21 protein-coding genes are annotated in these 24,054 nt (G+C 61.3%); 9 read left to right on the top strand and 12 right to left on the bottom strand.

What is annotated here, in order from left to right:
• Positions 1-10: 10 nt before the first annotated feature.
• The 3 genes from pstA (at position 11) to phoU (ending at position 2,503) form a co-directional block, all read left to right on the top strand.
• The gene (gene pstA / locus H567_RS0103450) at positions 11-829 is read left to right on the top strand and encodes a phosphate ABC transporter permease PstA (protein ID WP_435051119.1); all 819 of its coding nucleotides are present in this window, start codon (positions 11-13) and stop codon (positions 827-829) included.
• A gap of 77 nt (positions 830-906) precedes the next feature.
• Positions 907-1,650, top strand: a complete 744-nt coding sequence (gene pstB / locus H567_RS0103445) for a phosphate ABC transporter ATP-binding protein PstB (protein WP_353743095.1) — start codon at positions 907-909, stop codon at positions 1,648-1,650.
• A gap of 172 nt (positions 1,651-1,822) precedes the next feature.
• Complete coding sequence (phoU, locus tag H567_RS0103440) at positions 1,823-2,503, top strand: phosphate signaling complex protein PhoU (RefSeq protein WP_028320325.1); 681 nt, start codon at positions 1,823-1,825, stop codon at positions 2,501-2,503.
• Positions 2,504-2,709: 206 nt separating this feature from the next.
• Here phoU and H567_RS0103435 read toward each other — a convergent pair whose 3' ends face one another.
• The 3 genes from H567_RS0103435 to H567_RS0103425 all read right to left on the bottom strand — a co-directional run bounded on the left by H567_RS0103435 (position 2,710) and on the right by H567_RS0103425 (position 4,447).
• Positions 2,710-2,976 carry a hypothetical protein gene (locus H567_RS0103435; RefSeq protein ID WP_028320324.1) on the bottom strand — a complete coding sequence of 89 codons (267 nt, stop codon included), beginning with the start codon at positions 2,974-2,976 and terminating at the stop codon, positions 2,710-2,712.
• Complete coding sequence (pcaD, locus tag H567_RS0103430) at positions 2,957-3,796, bottom strand: 3-oxoadipate enol-lactonase (RefSeq protein ID WP_028320323.1); 840 nt, start codon at positions 3,794-3,796, stop codon at positions 2,957-2,959. Before pcaD ends, H567_RS0103435 begins: the two co-directional genes overlap by 20 nt.
• Positions 3,797-3,868: 72 nt before the next feature.
• Complete coding sequence (locus tag H567_RS0103425; RefSeq protein WP_028320322.1) at positions 3,869-4,447, bottom strand: hypothetical protein; 579 nt, start codon at positions 4,445-4,447, stop codon at positions 3,869-3,871.
• Positions 4,448-4,850: 403 nt separating this feature from the next.
• Here H567_RS0103425 and H567_RS0103420 point away from each other — a divergent pair, with 403 nt between their 5' ends.
• The 3 genes from H567_RS0103420 to H567_RS0103410 all read left to right on the top strand — a co-directional run bounded on the left by H567_RS0103420 (position 4,851) and on the right by H567_RS0103410 (position 8,485).
• Positions 4,851-6,131 (top strand): putative porin, encoded by a 1,281-nt coding sequence (locus H567_RS0103420; protein WP_161626557.1) that lies wholly within the window; start codon positions 4,851-4,853, stop codon positions 6,129-6,131.
• 215 nt (positions 6,132-6,346) lie between these two features.
• A complete protein-coding gene (locus H567_RS0103415; protein ID WP_028320320.1) occupies positions 6,347-6,577 on the top strand; it encodes a hypothetical protein in 231 nt (76 codons plus the stop codon).
• 375 nt (positions 6,578-6,952) lie between these two features.
• Positions 6,953-8,485 carry a sigma-54 interaction domain-containing protein gene (locus H567_RS0103410; protein ID WP_028320319.1) on the top strand — a complete coding sequence of 511 codons (1,533 nt, stop codon included), beginning with the start codon at positions 6,953-6,955 and terminating at the stop codon, positions 8,483-8,485.
• Positions 8,486-8,584: 99 nt separating this feature from the next.
• Here the strand turns inward: H567_RS0103410 and H567_RS0103405 are convergent, their stop codons facing one another.
• Positions 8,585-8,899 (bottom strand): hypothetical protein, encoded by a 315-nt coding sequence (locus H567_RS0103405; protein ID WP_153306033.1) that lies wholly within the window; start codon positions 8,897-8,899, stop codon positions 8,585-8,587.
• Between the two features lie 75 nt (positions 8,900-8,974).
• Between H567_RS0103405 and H567_RS0103400 the strand changes: the two genes are divergently transcribed.
• Positions 8,975-9,673 carry a Crp/Fnr family transcriptional regulator gene (locus tag H567_RS0103400; protein ID WP_035253285.1) on the top strand — a complete coding sequence of 233 codons (699 nt, stop codon included), beginning with the start codon at positions 8,975-8,977 and terminating at the stop codon, positions 9,671-9,673.
• 132 nt (positions 9,674-9,805) lie between these two features.
• Here H567_RS0103400 and H567_RS0103395 read toward each other — a convergent pair whose 3' ends face one another.
• Together H567_RS0103395 and H567_RS0103390 are read right to left on the bottom strand one after the other, a co-directional pair.
• Positions 9,806-10,999 (bottom strand): vWA domain-containing protein, encoded by a 1,194-nt coding sequence (locus H567_RS0103395; protein WP_028320316.1) that lies wholly within the window; start codon positions 10,997-10,999, stop codon positions 9,806-9,808.
• A 139-nt stretch (positions 11,000-11,138) separates the two neighbouring features.
• Positions 11,139-12,011: an AAA family ATPase gene (locus H567_RS0103390; protein ID WP_035253284.1), complete on the bottom strand. Its 873-nt coding sequence runs from the start codon at positions 12,009-12,011 to the stop codon at positions 11,139-11,141.
• Positions 12,012-12,878: 867 nt separating this feature from the next.
• Between H567_RS0103390 and H567_RS22895 the strand changes: the two genes are divergently transcribed.
• Together H567_RS22895 and H567_RS0103380 are read left to right on the top strand one after the other, a co-directional pair.
• Positions 12,879-13,508: a GAF domain-containing protein gene (locus tag H567_RS22895; protein WP_051184443.1), complete on the top strand. Its 630-nt coding sequence runs from the start codon at positions 12,879-12,881 to the stop codon at positions 13,506-13,508.
• Between the two features lie 104 nt (positions 13,509-13,612).
• A complete protein-coding gene (locus tag H567_RS0103380) occupies positions 13,613-14,197 on the top strand; it encodes a hypothetical protein (protein WP_028320314.1) in 585 nt (194 codons plus the stop codon).
• A gap of 261 nt (positions 14,198-14,458) precedes the next feature.
• Here H567_RS0103380 and htpX read toward each other — a convergent pair whose 3' ends face one another.
• The 6 genes from htpX to H567_RS0103345 all read right to left on the bottom strand — a co-directional run bounded on the left by htpX (position 14,459) and on the right by H567_RS0103345 (position 24,004).
• The gene (gene htpX / locus H567_RS0103375) at positions 14,459-15,394 is read right to left on the bottom strand and encodes a zinc metalloprotease HtpX (RefSeq protein ID WP_028320313.1); all 936 of its coding nucleotides are present in this window, start codon (positions 15,392-15,394) and stop codon (positions 14,459-14,461) included.
• 303 nt (positions 15,395-15,697) lie between these two features.
• Positions 15,698-16,762: a magnesium/cobalt transporter CorA gene (gene corA, locus H567_RS0103365; RefSeq protein ID WP_028320312.1), complete on the bottom strand. Its 1,065-nt coding sequence runs from the start codon at positions 16,760-16,762 to the stop codon at positions 15,698-15,700.
• 77 nt (positions 16,763-16,839) lie between these two features.
• Positions 16,840-18,093 (bottom strand): sensor histidine kinase, encoded by a 1,254-nt coding sequence (locus H567_RS0103360; RefSeq protein WP_028320311.1) that lies wholly within the window; start codon positions 18,091-18,093, stop codon positions 16,840-16,842.
• A gap of 9 nt (positions 18,094-18,102) precedes the next feature.
• On the bottom strand, positions 18,103-20,484 hold the full coding sequence (locus H567_RS26865; protein ID WP_153306032.1) for a mechanosensitive ion channel family protein: 2,382 nt from the start codon (positions 20,482-20,484) through the stop codon (positions 18,103-18,105).
• 14 nt (positions 20,485-20,498) lie between these two features.
• The gene (locus tag H567_RS0103350; protein ID WP_028320310.1) at positions 20,499-21,569 is read right to left on the bottom strand and encodes a mandelate racemase/muconate lactonizing enzyme family protein; all 1,071 of its coding nucleotides are present in this window, start codon (positions 21,567-21,569) and stop codon (positions 20,499-20,501) included.
• A 5-nt stretch (positions 21,570-21,574) separates the two neighbouring features.
• Complete coding sequence (locus tag H567_RS0103345) at positions 21,575-24,004, bottom strand: creatininase family protein (protein ID WP_244155413.1); 2,430 nt, start codon at positions 24,002-24,004, stop codon at positions 21,575-21,577.
• Positions 24,005-24,054: the final 50 nt, after the last annotated feature.

Here is a 24,054-nt window from a genome sequence, read left to right as displayed (position 1 = left end):
CCAGAGCACCATGTTCTGGCTCTTTCGCGGCGCCGCCCTGATCAACGGCCTCGCGCTGCTCGTGGTGGTCTTCTTCCTGGTCAAAAACGGCTGGAAGGCCATCAACTGGACCTTCCTCACGCAGCCGCCCATCGATTCGATGACGCGGGGCGGCATCCTCCCCTGCATCGTCGGCACCCTCTGCCTCAGCGTCGGCGCCATCGTGATCGCCCTTCCAATCGGCGTCGCCTCGGCCATCTACCTGCATGAATACGCCAAACCCGGACGGGCGATGCGGATCATCCGCCTGGGAATCAACAACCTGGCCGGGGTTCCGTCGGTCGTCTTCGGCCTCTTCGGGCTCGCCTTTTTCGTCGTCTATCTCAAGATGGGCGTCAGCATCCTGGCCGGCTCTCTGACGCTGGCGGCCCTGACCCTGCCGGTCATCATCGGATCGGCGGAAGAAGCCCTCAAGGCCGTTCCCCAGACCTACCGGGAGGCGTCCCTGGGGCTCGGTGCCACCAAGTGGCAGACCATATCGAAGGTCGTGCTGCCGGCGGCCCTGCCGGGCATATTGACCGGAGCCATCCTGGGCCTCAGCCGGGCTGCGGGTGAAACCGCCCCGATCATGTTCACCGCGGCCGTCTTTTTCACTCCGTCGATGCCCTCTTCGGTCTTCGACGAGATCATGGCCCTCCCCTACCACATCTACGTCCTGGCCACCGCGGGGACGGAAATCGAGCAGACCCGCCCGCTTCAGTATGGGACGGCCCTCGTTCTGATCACCCTCGTCCTGGGCCTGAACCTGGTGGCGATCATCTACCGCGCAAGACTCCAAAGGAAGAGGTGACCCGAATGTCCACGATCCCCGCCGCGAACGAGAACACCGCCGCCGATCCGGATGCCGGCATCGAGGAAGAGGTCAAGATGCAGGTTCGCGGCCTCGATTTTTACTACGGCCCGTTCCACGCCCTGCAACACATCGACCTGGACTTTTTCAGCAACCAGGTGGCCGCCCTGATCGGTCCCTCGGGGTGCGGGAAAAGCACCCTTCTGCGATGCCTGAACCGCATGAACGACCTGATTCCCTCTTCGAGGGTCGAAGGGGAGATCCTGCTCGACCGTCAGGACATCTACCACCCGGATCTCGATGTCGTCAGCCTCCGCCGGCGCATCGGGATGGTGTTCCAGAAGCCGAACCCCTTCCCGAAAACGATCTTCGAAAACGTGGCCTACGGCCTCCGGGTCAAAGGCGTCAAAAACCGCATAACGATCTCCGAGGCGGTGGAGAAGAGCCTCAAAGGGGCCGCGCTCTGGGACGAGGTCAAGGACCGTCTGAACGAATCCGCCCTGGGGCTTTCGGGCGGGCAACAGCAGCGCCTCTGCATCGCGCGCGCCATGGCCGTCGAACCCGAGGTCCTCCTCATGGATGAACCCGCATCGGCCCTGGACCCGATTGCAACCCAGAAGATCGAAGAACTGGTCCACGAACTGAAGCGGGACTACACGATCATCATCGTCACCCACAACATGCAGCAGGCCGCGAGGATCTCGGACCGCACCGCCTTCTTTTACATGGGCCGTCTGATCGAGTTCGGCGAAACCAAAAACATCTTCACCCGTCCCAAACTGAAGCAGACCTCCGATTACATCACTGGCCGTTTCGGTTGACAGGGCGTCGAAAAACCCACTGCTCACAGGCCGAGGAAAATGTTCGGATTCGAACCCCGCAACATCCCGCGAAACCCTGTGTGCCCGTGAGCACACGGCAGCGAAGGGATGAGCGAGACGCACCGGGAGGGCGTTTTTCGGCGGCCATTCAACCCGATCGAAAGGAAGGGCGATGAGGCACTTTCAGCGTGAACTGGCACATCTGAAAAAGCGGATCCTCACCCTGGGGGCCCTCGTGGAGGACCGGGTCCGCATGGCCATCCAGGCCATCGAAACCCGGGACGGGGATCTGGCGCGAGAGATCATCAAAGCGGACCGGGAAGTGGACGAGATCGAGGTCGAAGTGGAGGAGGAATGCCTCAAGATCCTCGCCCTGCACCAGCCGGTCGCCGTGGACCTGCGCTTCATCACGGCGGTCATCAAGATCAACAACGATCTCGAGAGGATCGGCGACGAGGCGGTCAACATCGCGGAGCGGGTGGTCAACATTGCGAAGCGCCCGCCCCTGAACGTGCCCTTCGACTACAGCCGGATGACCGAAAAGGCGGAGAGCATGGTCAAGAGCAGCCTGGACGCACTGGTCAACATGGACGTCGATCTGGCTTACAAGGTGTGCCTCATGGACGATGAGGTGGATGAAATGAACCGGCGGATCTACGACAAGGTCAAAGACACCATCATGCTTCACCCCGACCGCGTCGCCTACCTGATCAACATGCTTCTGGTGGCGCGTCATCTCGAGCGGATCGCGGACCATGCCACGAACATCGCCGAAGAGGTCATCTACATGATCGAGGGGGAGATCTCCCGCCACCAGAGGAACAACTTCCAGCCGGGTGACAACCCCTGCTGATCCCTGGAGAGGGCCTTTCAGGCGAGTCATCCCGGCGGTCGGATCGACGCTGACTGGAAGGGCGCGCCGCCCCGCGCCTTTTCCGGCCGCTGAGGCACCCGGAAGAAACGCTTGGTCACTCGCGGCGGGAAACGTTGAGCGTCACAAATTGGCGGCGGCCCGCCTTTCCGGCGGATTCTTCCAGAGCTCTTCGGTGCTGAAGGAGGTCAGCGCACAGTCCCCGGCTCATCCGATTGCCCCGAGACGGCGACCCGGAAAGGCAGCGGGCAGGCCGCATCCGCAGCAGCCCTCAGACGCGCCTCTTCGGCCCTCAGGATATCCAGAAGCATCAGGGCCTCCAGGGGTTCCAAATCCACCCCCCGGCCTCTGCGATCCCGGATCCGAAGCGCTTCATCGTCCACGTGGATCGTCAAGGTCTCCTGCATGGTCGATGACTCGGGCGTGAAACCCCCATCAGACGTCGAGCGGTTCATATGATCGCCCTTCGGATCCCTGCCGGGCGCCCTCCAGATCGCCCAGAAATTCCATGACGGCCCGGTTGAAGGCAGCCGGCTGCTCCCGGTTGGAAAGATGGGCTGCGGACTTCAACACCACGAGCCGGGAGTCTGGTATCCGCTCATGCAGGACCTCCGACTCGGAGACCGGCGTGCCGGGGTCGTCTTCGCCGACGACGATCAGCACCGGAAGAGCGATCCGACCCAACGCCTCGGTCAAATCGAGCCGCCGGATGGCATGACAGCAGCCTGCGTATCCTTCCGGCGGAGTGTCCAGGATCATGCGGCGCACGGGCTCCACGAGCTCCGGGTGCTCATCACGGAAGCGCGGGGTGAACCATCTTTCCAGAGTCGGCTCCACGTGCTGAGCCAACCCTTCCCGAAGCGTGGCCTCGATGCGCTCCTCCCAGACGGGCGCAGCCTCGGGGGGAACCCGGCTCGTCGTGTCACAGAGGATCAGGCTTTTCAACGCCTCCGGATGCAGCAAAGCCAGCGTCTGGCCGATCATCCCCCCCATGGAGATCCCCATAAAGTGCGTTGGCCCCAGACCCAGGACGCCCAGCAGTTCAAAGATGTCGCTTGCCAGCATCTCCAGGCTGTAAGGGCCCGGCGGGGCATCGGTGCCGCCATGGCCCCGTGTGTCGAAGCGCAGAACCCGATAGCGGCTCTTCAGCGCCTGGACCTGCGGCTCCCAGAGTTCAAGGCTGGTCCCCAAAGAATGGCTCATCGTCACCAAGGGCGCTTCGGGGGGTCCCTCGAGGCTGTATCGGATCGTTATATCGTTGGCTCTGATCTTCATCCCTGCCTTTAAACCTCCTCGCCCCGAGGCCCGCGCCTGCCCGTTTTCGAAGCACGATGGCGCTCCGGGCCCCTATGGCACGTAAAGATCGCTCTTCTCCCAATCCCGCTGCTCCTCTTGAAAGTCCTTGAGAAAGGACCTCCCCCGCCTGTTTTTCAGGTCGTAGATCGCGTGCCGGAGGATCGCGATCGGAACGCCGCCCTTCAAATGCACCGTGATGTCGTAACGGCTGAAGTCGGCGATGATCCCCCGGATCACCTCGCCCTCGAGCAGGGTGAAAAACACCACTTCTCTCGACATCATCAGGGGAAACAGACTCTTGTTCTTGACGAAACGGCGGGCGCCCGCTGCCAGGATCGGATCAAGATTCATCGATCGAACCTCCTCGTCGATCCGGATCATCCCCCTGACCCTGGAAGCGACCTCGAGCGGATAGAGCAACTTGATCTGAAGCTTGGACAGGTGCATCTCCCCCCCGCCAGGCTGGGAGGAGAGGATATCGTATTTCAGGTTCTTGTAGATTTTGCACGCAATTACGCGATGCCCATGGATGTGCAATTCCCAGGGTTTGCGGGATTGCGCGGCCGCATCGAAGATCGACCGCTCGTAGTTCTTCTCCAGATAGGGTTGGAGTCCTTTGAGATATCCCATCGCTGCCCGCACCTTCCAAACCGGACACACCCTGGAAGCGTCTTTACGTTTTCACGCCTTCGTGACCGGCCGCCGCTGTTCGAAAGAAGGAGTTGTCCGTTTGCAAAGCGGCCGCCGGCGCTCTCTGCTGATTTGTTCATATTATAGCATATTCCGCGAAAATTGGCAGGGCGTTTCCGGGTCCAACGACCGCAAGGCGATGCGCCCTCGACAATCAGGCGAGGCTTTCCCGCTCATCAAAATCTCATGCTTTGATCATGCTTTCCAAATATCCCCGGGGGATAGTGCCCTATCAGAAAACAATCATCCGGGGGAGGAGGTGAAGGCAGAATCGGCTGCGGAGGAAGAAACAGGGGGAGAGGGTTGTGAACGTTATCATTCAAATCAAGGAGATGCATTGGACTTGAGAAAACGATTCCTTTTACTGGCTGTCTGTACGTTCTTTCTGGCCTCGGTATTTTCCGGACCAGCGTATGCGGCTGAAGTGGATATCCTGGTCAACAAACTCGTCGAGAAAGGGCTGCTGACACGCGACGAGGCGGGCCAGCTGCTCTCGGAGATGCAGGGCGAGACGGAACGCCAGAAGGCCGAGATCCAGCAGGTGGCGCAGGAAGCCGCCAAGGAAGAAACCAAGGGGAAGCTCGTGGAACTGCCCAAGTGGGTGGAAAAAATCAACTTCAAGGGCGACCTGCGCCTCCGTTATCAGAGCGAGGACATGGACAACGACAACAGCCCCAGCCGCGACCGCTGGCGCTTCCGCTGGCGGGTAGGCCTCGAGGCGGAGGTGAACGAGCAGTGGACGGCCGGCTTCGGACTGGCCTCCGGCAGCGATGACCCGCGCTCCACCAACCAGACCTTCGAGGACACCTTCCAGACCCCGGATGCACGGATCGACTACGCCTTCGTCAAGTACGCCCCGGCCGAATGGGTCGATCTGCTGGGCGGCAAGTTCAAGAACCCGCTCTGGGGCGCCAAGGACCTCCTGTGGGACGGGGACATCAATCCGGACGGTTTCGCCGCATCCCTCAAACACAGCATGCAGGACGGCCGTGTGAAGCTCTTCTTCGTCCCTGCCTGGTTCATCCTCGACGAATACAAGGCGGACACCAGCGACCCGTGGATGCTTGCCTTGCAGGCCGGGGCCCAGTACAGCTTCACCGAGGCAGCCTATGTGAAGGTCGCCCCCTCTTTCTATAAATTCGATGCCCTCAAGGGGAACAATTTCGTCCACAGCGCGAAAAGCAACTCGGTCGATAAGAACGGCAAACTGATCTACGATTACGATGCCTGGACCGTGGACGGTGAATTGGGCTTCCATTTCGGCGGACCGGTCCAAATGGCGGCACTCTTCGGTCAGTATGTCCAATCGGACGCCGACAAGGATGACACCGGTTATCTGTTCGGCGCCAAGATGGGCGCAAAAAAGGTCAAAGCCTTCGCCGATTGGCAGCTCAAGTACAATTACCGCAAACTGGAAAGGGATGCTTGGCCGGACTTCCTGCCGGACAGCGATTTTTACGGCGGAGCGACCAATGCCGAGGGGCATGAGGTCGAGTTCGTCTTCGGCCTCGCGAAGAATGTCACGATCGGCCTGGATTACTACTTCGATGTCGAACCCATCGATGCCGTCGACCCCGTGAAAAAGCAGGACCTTCTGCAGGTCGACCTCATCGTCAAGTGGTAACCGCGCCCTGGAAGGCAGGCCAAGTTCCCGATCCTGCCTCTCCAGGGGCCTTTCGGACCCGATCCGCATCCCCCGGGTAGAACCAGCCGCCCGGACTTGAAACGCGCAAACCCGCCCCATGATGGCCGTGCATCGGACGCCGGCCTTGATGGGGCGGGAATTGAAAGCGGCATCCATGCCGGAAGCCATCATTGCTAGAGAAAGGAGGACCCTATATGATCACGGAAAGAGAAGTGGACAAGTTCGTGTCGATCTTCGACTTCGAAAACTGGGCGGCGATCGGTCTGCCGGATCAGTTGGCAACCCGTGTCATGGTTATTCACGATCGGAAAGCGGGTCGCACGGATGTCACCATCCTGAACAAAAACCTGGCGCTCGATACCCATGAACGTCTTGCCGAGTGGTTGAAGACGCACGTAGACACCTACGAAATACCCCGCCAATAGGCCACCCAAGGCAGAACCCGGCCGCGTGACCGGCCGCCGCTCCGCGGCGCCTCAGCTATCCGGTTCGCCTCACCCTCCAAGGGAATCCCATCCGACAAACCCTCAGGGCCGCCTCCCGGGTACGGGCGAATGAATCGAACAAACGGCCCAATCCCCTCGCCGATTCCGAACGGTGCAGCAGGCAGCAGCCGATGCGCTGCGGCTTTCCACCGGCATCCTCGAAGGCCTGTCGCCGAGCGGGCGAAACGCCCATCACCAGGCGCTTTCGGGGCCGACCATCGCACCGATTTCATTTGCCACGCCGACTACATTTTTGTATAATTTGGTTTTATATCCGTTCAGCCTATCCTGACTGCGCTGCGAGGCATTTCTTCCATGGACGAAGCGACCCATCTGGATAAGATCACCTGTCTTTATGAAATCACAAAGGCGATCCACGCCTCGCTCGATCTGCGCAAGAGCCTCTATAAGGTCCTGGATCTGCTTTCCGAATATCTAGGGATGAACAGGGGTTCGATCACCCTTCTGAACCCTGAGACCTCCGAGATCCATATCGAAGTCGCCCATGGCATCTCGTCGGCGGAGATGAACCGCGGGCGGTATCGCCTGGGTGAAGGCATCACCGGGCGAGTGATCGAATCGGGGCGCCCCATGGTCATCCCGCAGGTGGACGAAGAGCCCCTCTTCCTGGATCGGACAGGCGCGAGGCGAGCGATCGACAAGTCCAAGATCGCGTTTCTCTGTGTGCCCGTCATCGACGGGACCAAGGTCCTGGGGGCCCTGAGCGTCGACCGGATGCCTGACGGAGGGAGCTCGCTCGACGAAGACGTCCGGCTCCTGACGATCATCAGCAGCCTGATCGCCCAGAAGGTGAGCCTGCTCGAAAAGATCACCCGGGAAACCGATCAGCTGCGAGAAGAGAACATCCTCCTCAGGAAGGAACTGAACCGCAAATACAGCTTCACCAATATCATCGGCAACAGCCGGAAGATGCAGGAGGTCTTCTACCTCATCACCCAGGTCGCCAAAAGCAACGCGAACGTCCTGCTCCTGGGGGAGAGCGGCACAGGGAAGGAACTGGTTGCCAACGCCATCCATTACAACAGTCTTCGAGCCGAGCAGCCGTTGATCAAAGTCAACTGCGCCGCCCTGCCCGCCAACCTTGTCGAGGCGGAGCTGTTCGGATACGAGAAAGGGGCCTTTACGGGGGCGAACGAGCAGAAGGCCGGCAAGTTCGAACGGGCCCACGGCGGGACCATCTTCCTGGACGAGATCGGCTCTCTGGCCCTCGAAAGCCAGGGAAAGCTCCTGCGCGTCCTGCAGGAGAGAGAACTCGAAAGGCTGGGGGGCAACAAGGTCATCAAGGTCAACATCCGGCTGATCGCCGCCACCAACCAGAATCTCGCCACCGCCGTCGAGGCCGGAACCTTCCGCGAGGATCTCTTCTACCGCCTCAACGTCTACCCTATCTACCTCCCGGCCCTTCGCGAACGGGAGGCGGACATCCTGCTCCTGGCCGATTATTTCCTGGAAAAATACGCCCGGGAGTACAGCAAAGACATCAAGCGGATCTCGACCCCCGCCATCGAGGCCCTGACGCAGTACCACTGGCCTGGGAATGTCCGGGAGCTCGAAAACTGCATCGAGCGGGCCGTCCTTCTCTGCGACGACCAGGTCCTGCACAGCTACCACCTCCCGCCCACCCTGCAGACCGCCAGGGACACCGGGACGCTGCAATCCGATTCGCTGCAGGACGCCATCGAGCGGTTCGAGCGGGACCTTCTGATCGATGCCCTGAAAAGTTCGCGCGGCAACATGCGGCAGGCCGCCAAGGCCCTTCAGACGACTGAAAGGATCTACGGTTACAAGATCAAGAAGTACGGGATCGATCCGAAGAAATACCGGTGAGGGCGAACCGGATCACACCTTCGAGCAGGGACGCTTTCCCGTGAGTTGGAAGGAGCCGGACAGGCGGGCATCGGGCAAGAGGTGGTGCAAAGGCCGACGTCAGTCCTTGTTGCGGCTTTTCACCAGTTCGATGAACATTTTCAGACTTTCGGCCGTACCGAAGCTCTCTTCGAAGAGGCGCTCGCTCCAAAAGGTCAAGCCCAATCTGAAGATCCGGTGGATGGCCTCATCGGCGCCTTCGGCACCCTGCAATTTGACCAGTTGATAGAGCAACTCCTGGGGCACCTTGATCGGGTAGACGGCGCTGTCCGAATCCAAGGCGGCGTCCGGATCCGCGGCGGATTTGAGATAATCCTGAATGCCCTTGAGGATCTTGAGGTTCAGGAATTTGCGCTGGTATTCCTTTTCGTCCATGAAATCGAGGACCATCCTTTCATTTCGAGTATAGAAACCCGGTCCCCCAAAGTCAACAAAGGCGGCGTGCAAACGATGGAAACCCCTGCAGCAGAACTGACCCGGACGATCGGGGATATCCCGATGTTCGAAGGATTGCCCGCGCGGCAGTTGGAGGAATTGGCGCAGATCGTGAGGATCGACGTCTTCGAGAAAGGCGGCGTCATCTTTTCCGAGGGGGATCCGGGCCTGGGGTTCTTTGTGCTGGTCGAAGGGCGCGTCAAGATCTACAAGATCTCCTGGGACGGGAAGGAACAGATCCTGCACATCTTCGGTCCCGGCGAACCGTTCGGGGAGGTGCCGGTTTTCGCCGGGCAGCGTTTCCCGGCCCATGCCGAAGCGATCGAAAAAAGCACCCTCCTATTTTTTCCACGGGAGGCCTTCATCGACTGCATCCGCCGCAATCCCGATCTGGCCCTCGATATGCTGGCCGTTCTCGCCAGGCGCCTCCGCGTGTTCACCGTACTGATCGAAGACCTCTCCCTCAAGGAAGTCCCGGGCCGGCTGGCGGCCTATCTGCTCTACCTCAGCCGGAGAAGCCGGGGGAGCCTCGATCTCGAACTCGACATCTCCAAATCCCAGTTGGCCGCCCTGCTCGGCACCATCCCCGAGACGCTTTCCCGCATCCTTGGACGGATGAGCAAACGGGGTTTGATCCTCTCGAACGGACCGCGCATCGAGATCCTCGACCTTGCCGCATTGCAGCAACTGGCCGAATCCGGCACAGGGCTTTAGGCGGCGGCCGCTGTCCGCCCGGTCTCACGGGCCGGTCATCGAGGAGGGGGGATTCATGGCCGGACGAGCGCCCGCAGAGCATGACCCTGCCGACTTCGGCCGCGCCAGGCGGTCGTCAGACGTCCGGACCGGTCAGTTCTTGCGCATCAGATGAGTGACAGCCTCCTCCAACCCATCGATGGTCAGCTCGAACATGGGGAATATCTCGCGTATGGCGTGGATCGAGCGGGTGTAGGGCCATTCGTCGGACATCTTCGGGTTGAGCCAGGCCGAAAAACGAAAGGTCTCGGCGATGAACCGCAGCCGTTCGATGCTCGGCCGGTTGGAGCGCTCTTCGACGTGGATCGAGCCGTCCGTCGCCATGAGTTCGTAGGGCGCCATGCTGGCGTCTCCTACGATGATGAAACGGGTATCGGGATCCAGCCTGACCAGTTCATCCACCCGGAACGATTTGCGGTACCGGGAGGGATCCTCCCAGAGGTTGTCGTAAATGGTGTTGTGGAAGAAGAAGGTCTTCAACTCCTTGAACTGGGAGCGCGCATAGTTGAAGAGGGTCTGCACGACCGCTATGTACGGGTCCATCGACCAGCCCCCGTTGTCGATGGCGAGGATGACCTTGAGGCGGTCTTTCAGGCTCCGGTCGAAGACGATTTCGATCTCCCCTGCGTTGCGCATGGTCTGATAGATCGTCTTGTCCACGTTCACCTGGTCCTTTGGACCGGCCGGCATCAAATTGCGCAGCCGCTTCAGGGCCTCCCCGATCTGGGCCTGAGTCAACGGGCCTCCCTGGGAATAGTCCCGGTAGCGGCGGTCCATGGCGACCTTGATCGCTGATTTATTCCGGGAGACGCCTCCAACGCGCATACCGCCCGGATGGTATCCGGAATGGCCGACCGGCGAGGTCCCGCCCGTCCCGATCCATTTGCTCCCGCCGTGGTGCTCCTCGGTCTGCTCCTTCAACCGGTCCAGAAAATATTGCAGCAGCTCCTCCGGGCTGAGCTTGTTCAGCTTCGACTCATCGACCCCGAGCGCATCGGCAATGGCCTTCGGATCCTTGAGCCACTCCTCGAGCATGAGCCGCGCCATTTCCTCCAGTTCGAACGCCTCCGGCGCCTTGAGCTCCGCCCCTTCGAAATGATGGGCGAAGACCTGGTCATAGAGGTCGAAATAACGCTCGCTCTTGACCAGGATGGCGCGCGCAGCGGTGTAAAGCTCCCCCAGGGAGGTGATCATCCCCTCTGAAAGGGCCTTCTGCAGCCGCAGAAAGGAGGTGGGGGATACCGGGATCCCCACCTGTCGCAATAAATAGAAAAATTGGGTGAACATACGCTCCTGTCCGTCCAGGATTGATTCGGCTGCCGCCGGGCCTCGCTATCGCCCAAGGCCGATGGGCGCAGGCCATCCCCTCCACCGGCGCATCAGGCACCGGCCGGTTCGAGGTGGCAGGGATGCCGCGTCGGCCCTCTCAGATCCGCATGCGGGAGACGGCACTGCGGGCCAGGGTAAAATCCGGGCTTTTTTTGAAAAGGACGCCCAGGTAGGGGAGTTCGCCCTTGACGAGGTCCTTGACATTGAACTCCGGATCGGATTTCAAGGCTCTTATCCAGTTGATCAACTCCCGGGTGGCGGGCTTCTTCTCCGTCCCCCGGATGCCCCGCAGCTGATAGAACGCCCGCACCGCATGGTCCAAAAGCTCCCGGCTGATATCCGGAAAGTGCACCGAGATGATCCTCTGCATCATGTCCGGCTCCGGAAAGGCGATATGGTGGAAATTGCAGCGGCCCAGGAAGGGATCCGACAGGTCCTTCTTGGCGTTGGAAGTGATGATGATGACCGGGCGATTCTTGGCCTTGACGGTCTTGTCGATCTCGATGATGTCGAATTCCATCTGGTCCAGCACATCGAGCATGTCATCCTGAAAGTCGGTGTCCGCCTTGTCTATCTCGTCGATCAGCAGGACCACCTTCTGGTCGGCTGCAAACGCCTGCCCGATCTTTCCCATCTTGATGTACTCTTCGATGTTGCTGACATCGCGCTGGGAATCGCCGAAGCGGCTGTCGTTCAACCGGGTGAGCGTGTCGTACTGGTAGAGGGCCTCGACCAGCTTCATGCTGGATTTGACATTCAAAACGATCAGCCGCATGTTCAGCGATTCGGCGATGGCGTGCGCAAGCATCGTCTTTCCCGTACCGGGTTCGCCCTTGAGAAGCAGGGGCATCTCGAGCGCCATCGAAATGTTCACGATATTGGCCAGTTCCTCGTCCAGGACGTACTTCGACGCCCCGGTAAAAACGCAGCCATCCGATCCGGCGGCCGATGGGGATGGTACCTTGGACATGTCTAGACTCCTTTTTTTGCGCCTTGCTAGAAACGGAATATTTTCACAAAGTAAATGCCACATTCGTTTTCATGGATGTAAATCGGTGCAAATATGAATCGAATTTTTTAATATAAAGACTCGACAAGCCCATGTCAACACGTGAACCCCGGCCCGTCTCGGACCTAACCGGGAATGACCGCCCGGGACTGTCGGGTTTCTCTTTCCGCCCTCGGCCTGCCTCTGCCCCCACGGGCCCGGCACCACACATCCGCGAACCTGCCTTCGCTCCAGGCAGGAGACAGCTACCTGGCGGCCTTTCGACCCGGATGCCCCCTCAGAGAGCCCTGCCCCGGAATCGCCGCCTGGCCGGTCCCGGAGAACGGTGATTCCGTCGCCCCCTGTTCCCCCGGATCGGGCGCTTCGCCCCGGCCTGGGCCCCTGCGTTCAAGCGGCACCCGCCGGCACCGGGACATCAGGGGCGCCACCCGGCCTGGCTTCCACTGCCAGACTCACGCAATTGTCGAGGCCGGCAGAGTCTTTTATAGGTATGGACTCGCAGCCGCGGAAGATGTATGATGATAAACATTGAACGTTCAGCCTCCCTGTTACACGCACCGGACAAACAGGATCCAGAAGGATCCCAGCTCCAGTCGGCATGGTAAAGGGTCCACCAAGCTCACAGCCTCACCTTTGGGCGAATTGCAGATCTTTCCGATCGGTTCCACCCTGCAAATCCACCGAAAAACCGGAGCGGCATCGTGTCCTGGACTTGTCTCAAACTGCCCTTGCCCGAGCCTCCAGGGACGGGAAATTTTCCTTGGAGGCTCCGCTGCGCGAGTGCACAGCCAGAAGATGTGCAACCCGTTGTCCGGGAAGGAGGCGCCCATGCAGAAACAAATTCTCAACTACGAAACGCTTCTGAAGGTGACCCACGGCATCGTTGTCTCCAAAGATCCCGAAGAGGTCGCCCTGTTGATCGTCGAAAGCGTCAAGAGCGCACTCAACGCCAAGGCCTGCGCCCTGTTCCTCTTCAATCGCAAGACCAACGAACTGGAAGTCGCCGCTTCCATGGGCCTGAGCGATGAGTACCTGAACAAAGGCCCGCTCAGCTCCCTCAAGTCCATTGCGGCGTCCCTGCGCGACGGTCCGGTCGCCGTCTATGACGTCACCGACGACCCGCGCATCCAGTATCCGGAGGCCGCCAAGAAAGAAGGGATCGCTTCCATCCTAGCCGTCCCCATCATTGTGAGGGAAAACCCGATCGGCGCCCTCAGGGTCTACACCGCCGAGCCCTGGGAAGCCAGTCTGGAAGATGTCAATTTCGTCCAGGCGGTCGCCCAGATAGCCGGGATGGCGCTCGAGATGTCACGCCTGTACAAGGGGCTTAAAGACAGCATCGAGATCCTCAAGGCCCGCAGACCGGCCAGCAGCCTCAAGAGCAAGAAATGGACGCCCCACGAGGGGGTGCCGAAAAGCGTCGGGACGCTCGGCCAGAAACCCGCGGATGTGCACTAGACGGGATCCGCATCAACCCTCTATGAACCCGCCCCGATCCCTATGCCGGTCACCCGGCCTTTTCGGGACCGGGCGGGTCTCCAAACCAGAAGCAGGGCAGACGTATGCCGTTAGCGTTTGAATCTTCGAGCCATGGGACCATCGCCTTCGGCTTCTTCAACATCGACTCCGACATGCTGCTTCTGGACCGCCTCTTTTTTTTCACGCCGATTTTCTGCCGCTCCCTGACCGGAATCGCCGATGCGGACGGAACGCGCCGCCACAGAAGCACCTGGGATGTTTATCGAATCGACCGATCCGAGGACGTCGGCGACCTCATGGGGGCCATTCACGGCATCCGCTACACGGGGTTTCTCGGCGACGTCTATCGCCGGTTTCCCTTCCCACCACAGCCGGAGGCCTTCAAACAGAAGCCCGAGGGGCATGAAACCCGGCAGGACATGGAAGCCCTGATCCAGAAATACGCTCAGAGGCGGCCCATCCCATTCGTGGTAGAAAAGGAGGGCATGGAAGCCGCCATCGGTGTTTACCGCTTCGATCGCCCTGCTTTTCAGGAGTTGATCCGCTACGTCTGGCTCGGGGGGTACCCCCGCTGGAGAGACGGCATCCGCCCCCCTGAGATCCTCGAGATGAAACGGCGTATCCAGCAAAACCCCACAGGGATCTTCGAAGGACTCGACCTTTCCTGAGCACCCAGCCCGTTCGCGCCCCCTGTGCCACAGCAAGAAAAAAACCGATTTTTCCTTGAATGGGTATCGAGCAGGCGATCGGCTTTCCCGTTCCGCGAAACCGGCAGGCAGGCCCCGGAACAAAAAAGCCCGATGGAAGCCGCGTGACGACACTGATCGGTTTCCATCGGGGGATACGCTTCGCGCCGGGTCTCAGCGCCCATCGGCACGGCCGCTCGCGCAGCGAGCCGCAGGCACCGCCGGGCAATCGGCACCGGAATCTCAGGAGCCTGACAAATGCCTCCAGGCCGCCTTGGCCTGGTCTTCACCCGAAGCAGGGCCGCCGTCCCCGCCCGCTGCCGGCTGCTGAGGCCGCTGGCCCCGCAGCCTTGCGATGCGCTCTTCGATCGGCGGATGGGTCGAAAACAGCTGCATCAGGCTCCGCCCTGAGAGCGGGTTCACAATGAACATGTGGGCTGTAGACGGGTTGGCCTGCATGGGAAGCCGCTTGGAGTAGGCTCCGAGTTTTTCGAGCGCTCCGGCCAAACCTTCGGGGTTGCCCGCGAACGACGCTCCACCGGCATCGGCCTGATACTCCCTCGAACGTGAGATGGCCATCTGGATCAGCATCGCCGCCACCGGTGCCAGGATCGACATGACGATCAACCCGACGCCCCCGAGGCCCCCACCTTCTTCATCATGGCTGGATCCTCCGCCGAAGATAGCCGTCCACCGGGCCATGTTGGCCAGGATCATGATCGCGCCGGCCAACGTAGCGGCGATGGAGCCGATCAAAATATCGCGGTGTTTTACGTGCGCCAGTTCGTGGGCGAGGACCCCTTTGATCTCCTCGCGATTCATCAGCCGCAGGAGCCCCTCCGTAACCGCCACGACCGCATGCTCAGGATCTCTTCCCGTAGCGAAGGCGTTCGGCGCCTGCTCCGGAATGACGTAAAGCCTGGGCATCGGAAGACCCGCCCGCTGCACCAGTTCGGAGACGATCCGGTACAGCTCGGGATACCGGTCGGCCGTAGCCTCCTGCGCCCGGTACATCCGCAGAACGATCTTGTCGGAATACCAGTAGCTGAAAAAATTCATGCCCATGGCCAGGATGAAGGCCAGGATCATCCCCTGCTTCCCTCCGAAAAGATGGCCGATCCACATGATCAGAAGCGTCAACGCCCCGAGCAGAAGCGTCGTTTTGAACCAGTTTCCCATCGTCCTTCTTCCTCCCCGTCTTCAGACGACAAAAGGTTTGGAGCATGCAGCACAGGGCCGGCCGTTCCGGTTTCCTGCCGTCGCAGATCACCCTTGGACTCAACCGTCCTGAACGCTTATGTATATCATAAGAATGGGTTCAACAGGATCAATAGAGATCGGAGCGAAACACGCCCGGCCCGGATCCGATGGGGCACCGGTCCACGAGCGGCACCCCCCGGGCGTCCTTGGTTCCGCGCCCGTCCAAAAACCTGCGGCGGCGGAACAGGGCCCGGAAGAACCGGGCCGGAAGGCAGAAGCGGGTCACAGCCATTTCTTGCGGCGGAACGCCAGGACCATGAGTCCGCCGGCCACGATCATCACCAGCCACACCGCGGCATAGCCCCAGCGCCATTCCAGTTCGGGCATATACCTGAAATTCATCCCGTAGACGCCGGCGATAAAGGTCAACGGGATAAAAATGGTCGCAATGATCGTCAGCACCTTCATCACCTCGTTCATGCGGTTGCTGAGGCTAGACAGATACACGTCGAGCGTGGCCGCCGCCATATCCCGGAAGGTCTCGAGGGTGTCCACCACCTGGATCGTGTGGTCATAGACATCCCGCAAAAAATGCTGCACCTCCGGCCCCATCAGCGGCGATTCACCCCGCTGCAGGCCACCGAGCACCTCGCGCAGAGGCCATACCGACTTCCGCATCCAGAGCATCTCCCGCTTGATGGTCTGAATGCTCTCCAGGGTGTCGGACATCGGACCCGAAAGGACCAGATCCTGAAGCTCCTCGAGCTGCTCGCCGAAATTCTCTAGAATCACGAAATACTGATCCACCACCGCATCCATCAAGGCGTAGGCGAGATAATCCGCCCCCATTTTCCGGATGCGCCCCTTCCCGCTACGGATCCGGTCACGGAGCATGCCGAATACGTCCCCCTCGCGCTCCTGGAAGGAGAGCACATAGCGAGGCCCGACGACGAGGCTTATCTGCTCGGACAGCACCTCTCCACTTTCTTCATCGAAGGTCAACATCCGAAGGACAACGAAGAGACAGCCCTCATAGTCCTCCTGCTTGGGGCGCTGCCCGGTGTGCAAAACATCCTCCAACAGCAGGGGATGAAGCCCGAACAACCGCCCGAACGCCCCCACGACACCGGCCTCGTGAACCCCGCTCACATTGATCCATGACACCTTGTCATCAGAGAGCGCGGCTTCACACTCTTCAACCGATGAAACCTCTCTTTCGACAAGATCCGAAGCGTTGTACTGCATCAGGGCGATCTGAACCTCTTCCGCCTTCCTTTCCCCGACATGCACCAGGGTGCCGGGCGGCAGACCCGCCTTGGACGACACTTTTCTATGATAGGTCCCCATGAAGCAAACCTCCTGCCCGGCAGGGATCCCGCAGGCCATCCCGGACGAACTTTGCCCGCTTTTTGGGAGCAGCTTTTTCAGCCCAGGCCCTTCCTGATCGAGAACACGAAAGACGCCCCTCTTCCTTCGCTGTCGGCCAGCCAAACACGACCCCCGTGCCGCTGGATGATCTCCTTGACAATCGCCAACCCCATGCCGGATCCTTCGGTCCCCTTCGAACTGGCGTGGCGCCGGAAGAGCTCGAACAGATGGGCGGCATCTTCTCCGGAGATCCCCACTCCGTTATCCGAAACCGAGAAGACGTGGAAGTCGCCTTCGTCCCGGTATCCGAATCGAATCTCGGTCATCCCCGGTCCGCCGTATTTGAGGGCGTTTTCCGTCAGATTCCGCAGCACCCGGCTGAGGGACAGCCGGTCTGCAGAAACCACCGGCAAATCCTCGGGCACGATCCATGCGATGCCTCGGCAGGAGAGGGTTTCCCTCAGGGATTCTCGAATTTCGGCGAGCACCTCCCTCACCGGGACCTTTTCGATGTCCAGAGAGGCTTCCTTGGCGCTGATATAGGCGTTGATATCCGCAACCAGCCGCTGCAGCTGGGTCGAAGCCTTGAAGATATGGTCCAGGCACGTCTTCGCCTTTTCGTCGAGCCCGCCGTCGATCATCGATTCCAGGCGCCGCAGCAGGCCATAAATGGCGATCGCGGGGCCCTTGAGGTCATGCGAAATGGAGTAGGCGAAAAACTTGATGGTTTCGTTCTTTTTTTCAATCTCTTCCGCCTTCGACCGGATATCTTCGAGCAGGCGGATGTTGGTGACGGCCACGGCGATCTGGCTGCCGATGAGATTGAGGATGTCCACCATCCCTTGATGCAGCTCGACCTCGTGCCGGGCCGCCAAATTCAGGACGCCCACTACCTTGTCCATCAATATCAAAGGCACACAGATAATGATCTTGATCCCCCTGGCGGCCAGCAGCTTGATCCTCTCCCGGTCATCGAGTTCGCTCAGCCGTTGCGCGATGAACGAACGGGTGCGGGCCGATTTCCCTGAAAAGCCCTCCTCCAGCCGCACGGTCTCCAGGCGCTCGGTCTCGATACCGAGGCTGGCGGCCAGGTGCATGCACTCCGCCTCTTCGTCCATCAGATAGATCCTGGCCGCGTCCAGTTGAAAGTGGGAGGTGATCTTTGCAATGGACCGGCTCAGAAGCCCGGCCAGATCGATGGTCGACGCCGTCAGAAAACTCAGGTCGAGCAGCAGCGAGAGATCCCGGTTCCTCTCGCGGAAGCCGGTCTCGTCAAAGGGCAAAGAGATATATTCCTTGTTGAAGGGCATCGCTCGATCTCACCTCACAGAATGATTCTCGACCGGCGCAGAGTCCGTGGGCCGGCCAGTCTCGCTGGTACGGCCGCTCCCATCCATCGATGCACCGGTCTGTTCTTGCTTTCGCTCGGCCGCCCCATCGACGGCGCCCGAATCGCCGCCACCATCCGTCTTCATCTTCAAAAACAGGGGAGGAGCCTCGCCATCCTTCAGGGCGCCCATGTACAGCGTTCGATGCGGAAACGGAATCTCGATCCCACGGGCATCGAAGACGCGCTTCAACCGGCGATTGAATTCTCTGCGGATACCCCACTGTTTGAGTGGCCGTGTAGTGAATCGGGCGCGGATCACCACCGCCGAGTCCTCGAAGCGATCCAGCCCGAAGACCTCCAACGGCTCCAGGATGTCCGAGGCGTAGTCGGGGTCCTGACACATCTCCGCGCCGATCTCCTTCAGGATCTCCATGACCTCGTCGACATCCTCACGATAGGCCACCCCGACATCCATCACCGCCCGAGAATACTCCTTGCTCAGATTGGTCAGTACATTGACGGAGCTGTTGGGAATGACGTGGACATTGCCGTGCAAATCACGCAGCCGGATGGTCCGGATGCTGACGGCCTCGACGTTTCCCCCCTTGTCTCCCAGACTGATCCAGTCCCCCACCCGAATGCTGTCCTCGAAGAGGATGAAAAGCCCGTTGATCAGGTCTTTAACGAGGGTCTGGGATCCGAATCCGATGGCCAGCCCGAAGATGCCCGCCCCGGCAAGGATCGGGCCGACGCTCACCCCCAGACGATCCAGCACGATCACCCCCGCCACGAACCAGACGCCCACCTTGATCCCTGCATGCAGCATGGGGATCAAGGTTCTGGTCTTCTGGGTCACCTGGAACCACTTCTGAGTGTCCTCACTGAGCAGATACCTGCGCAAGAACCGGCAGATCTCCAGCACGACCAGGGCGAGCGCAACCGTCAGCACCATGCCGAATCCCCTCCAGATCAGCATGGAGCCGGTGTCCGACAGGACCAGATCCCGAACCGGCACCCCCCATACCTGCCCTGCGACCCCTAGGGCCATGATCACCAGGACACCGTTCAGGCCCTTCCGGAAGAGGTGGATATAGCGGTTCGCCTTTGCTTCGAGCCCCGGAAATCTGGTCTTGATGGCCTCCTCGACATGAAACAGGGCCCCGAAGAATCCGTCGAGCACCCGAAACGCCAGCCAGAGGCACACCCCAGCCACGCCCGTCTTGAGCGTGGCCGCCAGAAGGTAAGAAAAGGCCTCATCGAGGTGCAGGATCAAAAAAAGGAAAAACGCCCACACATATCCAATCAACAGGAGCCGCCCGTAACGGGTCGCCAGGCGGAGGCCCCGGTGCAGCACCGGTTCGGGATCTGCCGTGCCGGCCGTTCTTTTCCCGAGGCGCGTCTGGATTTCGGCCGCAACCTGAAGGATGAAAGAGCTGAGCATGACCGGGAACCCCAGGAGGAGCGCGCCGCGGATAAAGGCATAGGCATCGGCTGGGATCCTCAGCAAACGGAGAAACTGGGTCAGAACGATGTAAAAAAAGGCGTACCGAACCAGCCGCATCCCCCAAAGCCAGGCATAGTTGGCATCCTCGTCCGAAATCCTCAGGATGCGGGGCAAATCCGGATCCGGCCCGAGGAAGACCCTCAGCAGTTCCACCGTCCATCGGTAGCCGATCAGAACCGTGAAAAAGAAGAGGATAAACAGCTGAACCCGAGGGAGAGAGGGCATCCATCGGAAAAGCAGGAAAAGACCAAGCAGGAGCATCACGCATGGCAGGCCCGATACGAACACCCTCGCAAGGGCGAGATGAAGATGCCCTGGATTCCGGATCATCCCCTCTCTGGTCCGGTTTAGGACGCCGTTCAGCGCCCAGCGAACGAGCAGGGCCAGAAAAACCGCCGCCAGAACGTGACCCGCAAGAACGGCGAGGCCCTTCCGGCTTTCCGAATGACGCACAAGGGCGAGGGTTTCGTGCAGCGCCTCGGGTGTGCGGACGAAAAGGCCCCAGGCCGCCTCTGTAGCCCGTATGATGTGCGTGGAAATCGATTCGAACCTTGCCGCCGCCCGATCCAGAAAAGCGAGCTCTTCCTCCCCCTCCGATTCCCGTGCCCGTCCTTCTGGGGTCACTCCCTTTTTCCGCTCCCCCTCGAGCTCGAGCAGGGTCTTTAGATCCTGGACGAACGTCTCGCGCCTGGCCGGGTCTTCCAACAGTTCGACCATCCGCTCCATATCCTGGCGGGAGACCCGCGAAGGATACGGATCGGCGGTATCGGCGGACGCCGCCGGGGCGGGCAAGGCCGCAAACCCCGCGAGCACCCACAAGGCCGGCACCATCACAAGCAGGGGAAAAATTCTCCTATAAGATATCACACCCCGCCACCTTCCTATCGACCCGTCACGTTGAATCCCAGACCCGGCTCCGGATTCGGGTAGAGGAATCCGCCCCGCAAGCGGACCGCCCCCGCCGTTGGGTCATCCAGGAGCCCCAGATGGCCGTCGAGGTCGGCATAGATCACGTTGGGCCGCGCCAACGCGAAATGAAGCCCCGCGGCAATGCCCAGGGCCGCCTCGTCCAGGCAGCCGACCATCGCCTCGAGGCCGGCGGAGTGCGCCACGGCGTCGATCTGCAGAGCCTCCGAGATGCCCCCGACCTTCATCAACTTGATGTTCACCATGTCGGCCAGACCGCCTCGGGCGATCCGGAAGGCGTCCCGCAGGCTCGTCAGGCTCTCGTCCGCCATGACGGGAATCGCGGCGCGGCTGGTCACGCGTGCGAGCATCTGCGGCTCGCCTCTCGGGGTCGGCTGCTCGATGAGCGAGAGGCGGGCCGCCCGGGTCCGCTCGACGAACCTGAGCGACTGCTCCACCGTAAACCCCTGGTTCGCATCGAAGCGCAGTTCGGTCCCTTTCCCGACCGCCTCACGAACCCTCCAGACCCGTTCGATATCGCCTTCGACGTCCAGCCCGCCCTTGATCTTGATGCTCCTAAACCCGCGCGCCGTCAAATCCCGGGCGGCGAGGAGCGTCTCGGCGGGCGGCATGATCCCGATGGTCACGCTGGTCTTCATCCGGCTACGGTACCCGCCCAGGAGGCGCCACAGCGGGAGCCGGCACCGCTTCCCGAGGACATCATACAGGGCCATGTCCACCGCGGCAAGAACGGAGGGCATGCCAGTGATCCGCCGCCGCAAACGCGTCATCACCAACGCCGGCCTCAAGGGGTCCGCACCCCGCAGAACCGGCGCAGCGAGATCGTCGATCGCCCGGAGGGCCGTCTCCGCGGATTCGCCTGTCACGTGCAGGTCCGGCGCGGCGCAGCCCCAGCCTGTAATCCCCTGGTCGGTCTCGACCCTCAGCAGGATGTTCGTCGTCGACTCGACCCGCTCGTAGGCGATCGTGTAAGGCTCCGCCAGGTCCATGTGGACGGGCCACGCCTCTATGGACGCGATTCTCACGGCCGTCAGTAGCGCCTCTGGTAGAGTTCGTCCAAGGTCAGGCCCTTCAGGTGCTCGACGAACTCCACCAGGTTCCGGATCATCTGCTCCCACATCCGCCGCCCCTTTTCAGCCGTCGCCCTGGTCGGATCCCCCAGGACACCGGAGCGGGAAAGCTTCGCCGTGTGGGCATACCACCCCACCCCGCGCTTGGACGAAAAATCCAGGTAGCGGCTCGAAAAACGGGGAACGAACTTCCTGGCCGCCTGCATCCGCACCCCTTCCGGACGCACCGCCAGGGAGGTGCTGGTCTCGATTTCTCCGGCGTGGACGTCGTTCGGGGTCTCGGCGATGGCCTCGATGTCCGCGTCGCTGCTCTCGCCCGTGTCGACGCACGTGAAGATGTGCGCATCGCGGTTGATCATCTGCGCCGCGAAATGGAGCGCCGGGATATTGCCCCCGTGGCCGTTGATGATCACCAGTTTGGTGACGCCGTTGCGGGCCGCGCTCATGCCGACGTCGTAAACCACCCGCGAAAGGCTGTCGGGGCTGACCCCGATGGTGCCGCTGAAATCGTCGTGGTGATAAGAGACGCCGTACGGGATCAGGGGGAGGACGACCGGCCTCGGTTCGGAGCAGCCGAGCGCCACCTGGCGGGTCAGGTATTCCGCGTCGAAGGCATCCGTGTCCAGGGGGAGATGCGGCCCGTGCTGTTCGATGGCCCCGACGGGCAGCAGCGCCACATCCACCTCACGGAAGCGTTTCTTCGCCTCCGGCCAGGTCAGGTCTCCCAGCAGGAAACTCTTCGATGGATCGCCGCTCCCCCCGCCGGACACAGCGCCATCCGCCGCAGAGCGATTCGGCGGCTCGAAGGGATAAGGCCTCGACAGGACCGGATCGCTCATCGGGTCGATGGGGATCCACAGCCGGCCGTTGCGTTTCACGGCTCCGTCCGCATGCGCCCCGTAGATCGTGAAAAGCGGCAGCCGCAGATCCCTCGGGATCTCCTCCGGGGGCGACCGTTCCGGGTCCAAGCGGATCTTCATCACCTCCGGGCGGGGCCTGACGTGCAGCCCGGATGGGTGGGCGATGCCTTCGTGTCCCTTCCGGCGCAGCAGGTAGAGCAGATGCTGCACGCCGGCGCTCTCCTGGTGGGCGCCCTTTTCCGCCAGGGCCTTCAGGCAGAAGGCCACCTGCTCGTCCGTGTAGCCGCAGCGATGCGGATCACCGCCAACAGCCTCGATCATGCCCACGATCCGCCGGCACTTCTCGCAGCGGCCGCACGGGCGGACCCGGTCGCCGTCCTTGTGCGCCGCATGGCAGGAGACTTGACGGGCCTGCAGCTCCGGGTAACGCTCGAGCAGGGTCTTCTGGATCAGGATCTCCGAGAGCGGACGCAGAATGGAGAACTGGCAAAGGCCCCAGCCCTTGCGGTGATAGTAGCGGGTCAGCGCGTTGTCGAACCAGCGGCTCTGGTCGTAAAGGCCGTCGTAGTGGGTGATGCCGCGGTGGCTGTAGCGCCTCGTCGTGTCGAACTCGTCCCCGACGACGATCCGGCCGATGCCGCGTTTTCGCGCCAGGGGAAGAACCCCGAACAGGAAGACCGCCACGGTCCAGAGGCGGATCGGATAAGCATCGGAGCGGATATCCGCAAAATCGGGCCGCACGAAAGGCAGATGGCGCAGCATCCAGTTGAAGATCCGATCGGCGTTGGTCCACACCCTGGCCGTCGACGGGACCCCGGCGGCGAAATACCGGTAGGCGTTGAGCGCCGTAAACCAATGCCTCCCCGACTCGTTCACGAAGACGGGGTGGACTTCGCAGCCGATCTCCTTGAGCAGACCGTAGCTGAGCAGGCTGTCCTTCCCGCCGCTCGAGAGCACCAGGTGCCTGCCGGGGCTGACCTTCCAGGGCGGACGCGCCTGCGATCGACTCTCTGGGGCGTGGCCCGCCGGCGGCGTCTCGAAACGCAGAACCGCCTGCCCGTAATCCTCTCGTCTTTCGACCCCCATCCGGGCGGCCGCGCCGGTCAGGAACGGGTTCGGCTCGAGCAGCTTCTTGACATAGATCTCCCGCGCCGTGTTGGCGCACATACGCTGGAGAAACCGCCGGTCGTGATCGTCGTACCAGCCGTTGAAGACGATTTCTCCGCAGAACAGCCCGTAGTTCAGGGCCACCTGAGCGCACATGACGCTTCCCAGGTTCAGGGAGGCGGCTTCATTCTTCTCGAAGACGTCCTCTTCAAAACGGTAGATCAGCTCGTTCGTCTCTTCCCCACTCTCGCGCACCACCCTGTAAGGGGCGCTGACCCGGCGAGGCTCGATGCGCACAGGTCCGATCTCCAGCCGTTCGATCGCCTTCAGATCATCGAGGGTGCCGCCCCGCCCGGAATCGTTTTTGTCGCCGATCCGGGCGCCCTGCTCCGTGCCTGAAAGGTTTCGGTTGTTGCGGGTCACGGGGTGTCGTCCTCACGTCGCTCAGAGAAAAACAGCCATTCAGGCGCGGG

It is taken from the genome of Desulfatiglans anilini DSM 4660, from assembly GCF_000422285.1.
Classification (GTDB): domain Bacteria; phylum Desulfobacterota; class DSM-4660; order Desulfatiglandales; family Desulfatiglandaceae; genus Desulfatiglans; species Desulfatiglans anilini.
The sequence above is the reverse complement of the archived record's forward strand: the minus strand, read 5'-3'. Positions and strand labels throughout refer to the sequence as shown.

Bases quoted from the DNA above. Each gene is read 5' to 3' on its own strand.
- pcaD (WP_028320323.1), bottom strand. From the start codon at position 3,796: ATGAAGATCAGAGCCAACGATATAACGATCCGATACAGCCTCGAGGGA.
- H567_RS0103405 (WP_153306033.1), bottom strand. From the start codon at position 8,899: ATGGACGAAAAGGAATACCAGCGCAAATTCCTGAACCTCAAGATCCTC.
- H567_RS0103380 (WP_028320314.1), top strand. From the start codon at position 13,613: ATGCCGTTAGCGTTTGAATCTTCGAGCCATGGGACCATCGCCTTCGGC.
- H567_RS0103360 (WP_028320311.1), bottom strand. From the start codon at position 18,093: ATGCCCTTCAACAAGGAATATATCTCTTTGCCCTTTGACGAGACCGGC.
- H567_RS22895 (WP_051184443.1), top strand. From the start codon at position 12,879: ATGCAGAAACAAATTCTCAACTACGAAACGCTTCTGAAGGTGACCCAC.
- H567_RS0103400 (WP_035253285.1), top strand. From the start codon at position 8,975: ATGGAAACCCCTGCAGCAGAACTGACCCGGACGATCGGGGATATCCCG.
- phoU (WP_028320325.1), top strand. From the start codon at position 1,823: ATGAGGCACTTTCAGCGTGAACTGGCACATCTGAAAAAGCGGATCCTC.
- pstB (WP_353743095.1), top strand. From the start codon at position 907: ATGCAGGTTCGCGGCCTCGATTTTTACTACGGCCCGTTCCACGCCCTG.
- H567_RS0103425 (WP_028320322.1), bottom strand. From the start codon at position 4,447: ATGGGATATCTCAAAGGACTCCAACCCTATCTGGAGAAGAACTACGAG.
- H567_RS0103395 (WP_028320316.1), bottom strand. From the start codon at position 10,999: ATGTTCACCCAATTTTTCTATTTATTGCGACAGGTGGGGATCCCGGTA.
- H567_RS0103435 (WP_028320324.1), bottom strand. From the start codon at position 2,976: ATGAACCGCTCGACGTCTGATGGGGGTTTCACGCCCGAGTCATCGACC.
- H567_RS0103390 (WP_035253284.1), bottom strand. From the start codon at position 12,011: ATGTCCAAGGTACCATCCCCATCGGCCGCCGGATCGGATGGCTGCGTT.
- htpX (WP_028320313.1), bottom strand. From the start codon at position 15,394: ATGGGAAACTGGTTCAAAACGACGCTTCTGCTCGGGGCGTTGACGCTT.
- H567_RS0103415 (WP_028320320.1), top strand. From the start codon at position 6,347: ATGATCACGGAAAGAGAAGTGGACAAGTTCGTGTCGATCTTCGACTTC.
- corA (WP_028320312.1), bottom strand. From the start codon at position 16,762: ATGGGGACCTATCATAGAAAAGTGTCGTCCAAGGCGGGTCTGCCGCCC.
- H567_RS0103410 (WP_028320319.1), top strand. From the start codon at position 6,953: ATGGACGAAGCGACCCATCTGGATAAGATCACCTGTCTTTATGAAATC.
- pstA (WP_435051119.1), top strand. From the start codon at position 11: ATGTTCTGGCTCTTTCGCGGCGCCGCCCTGATCAACGGCCTCGCGCTG.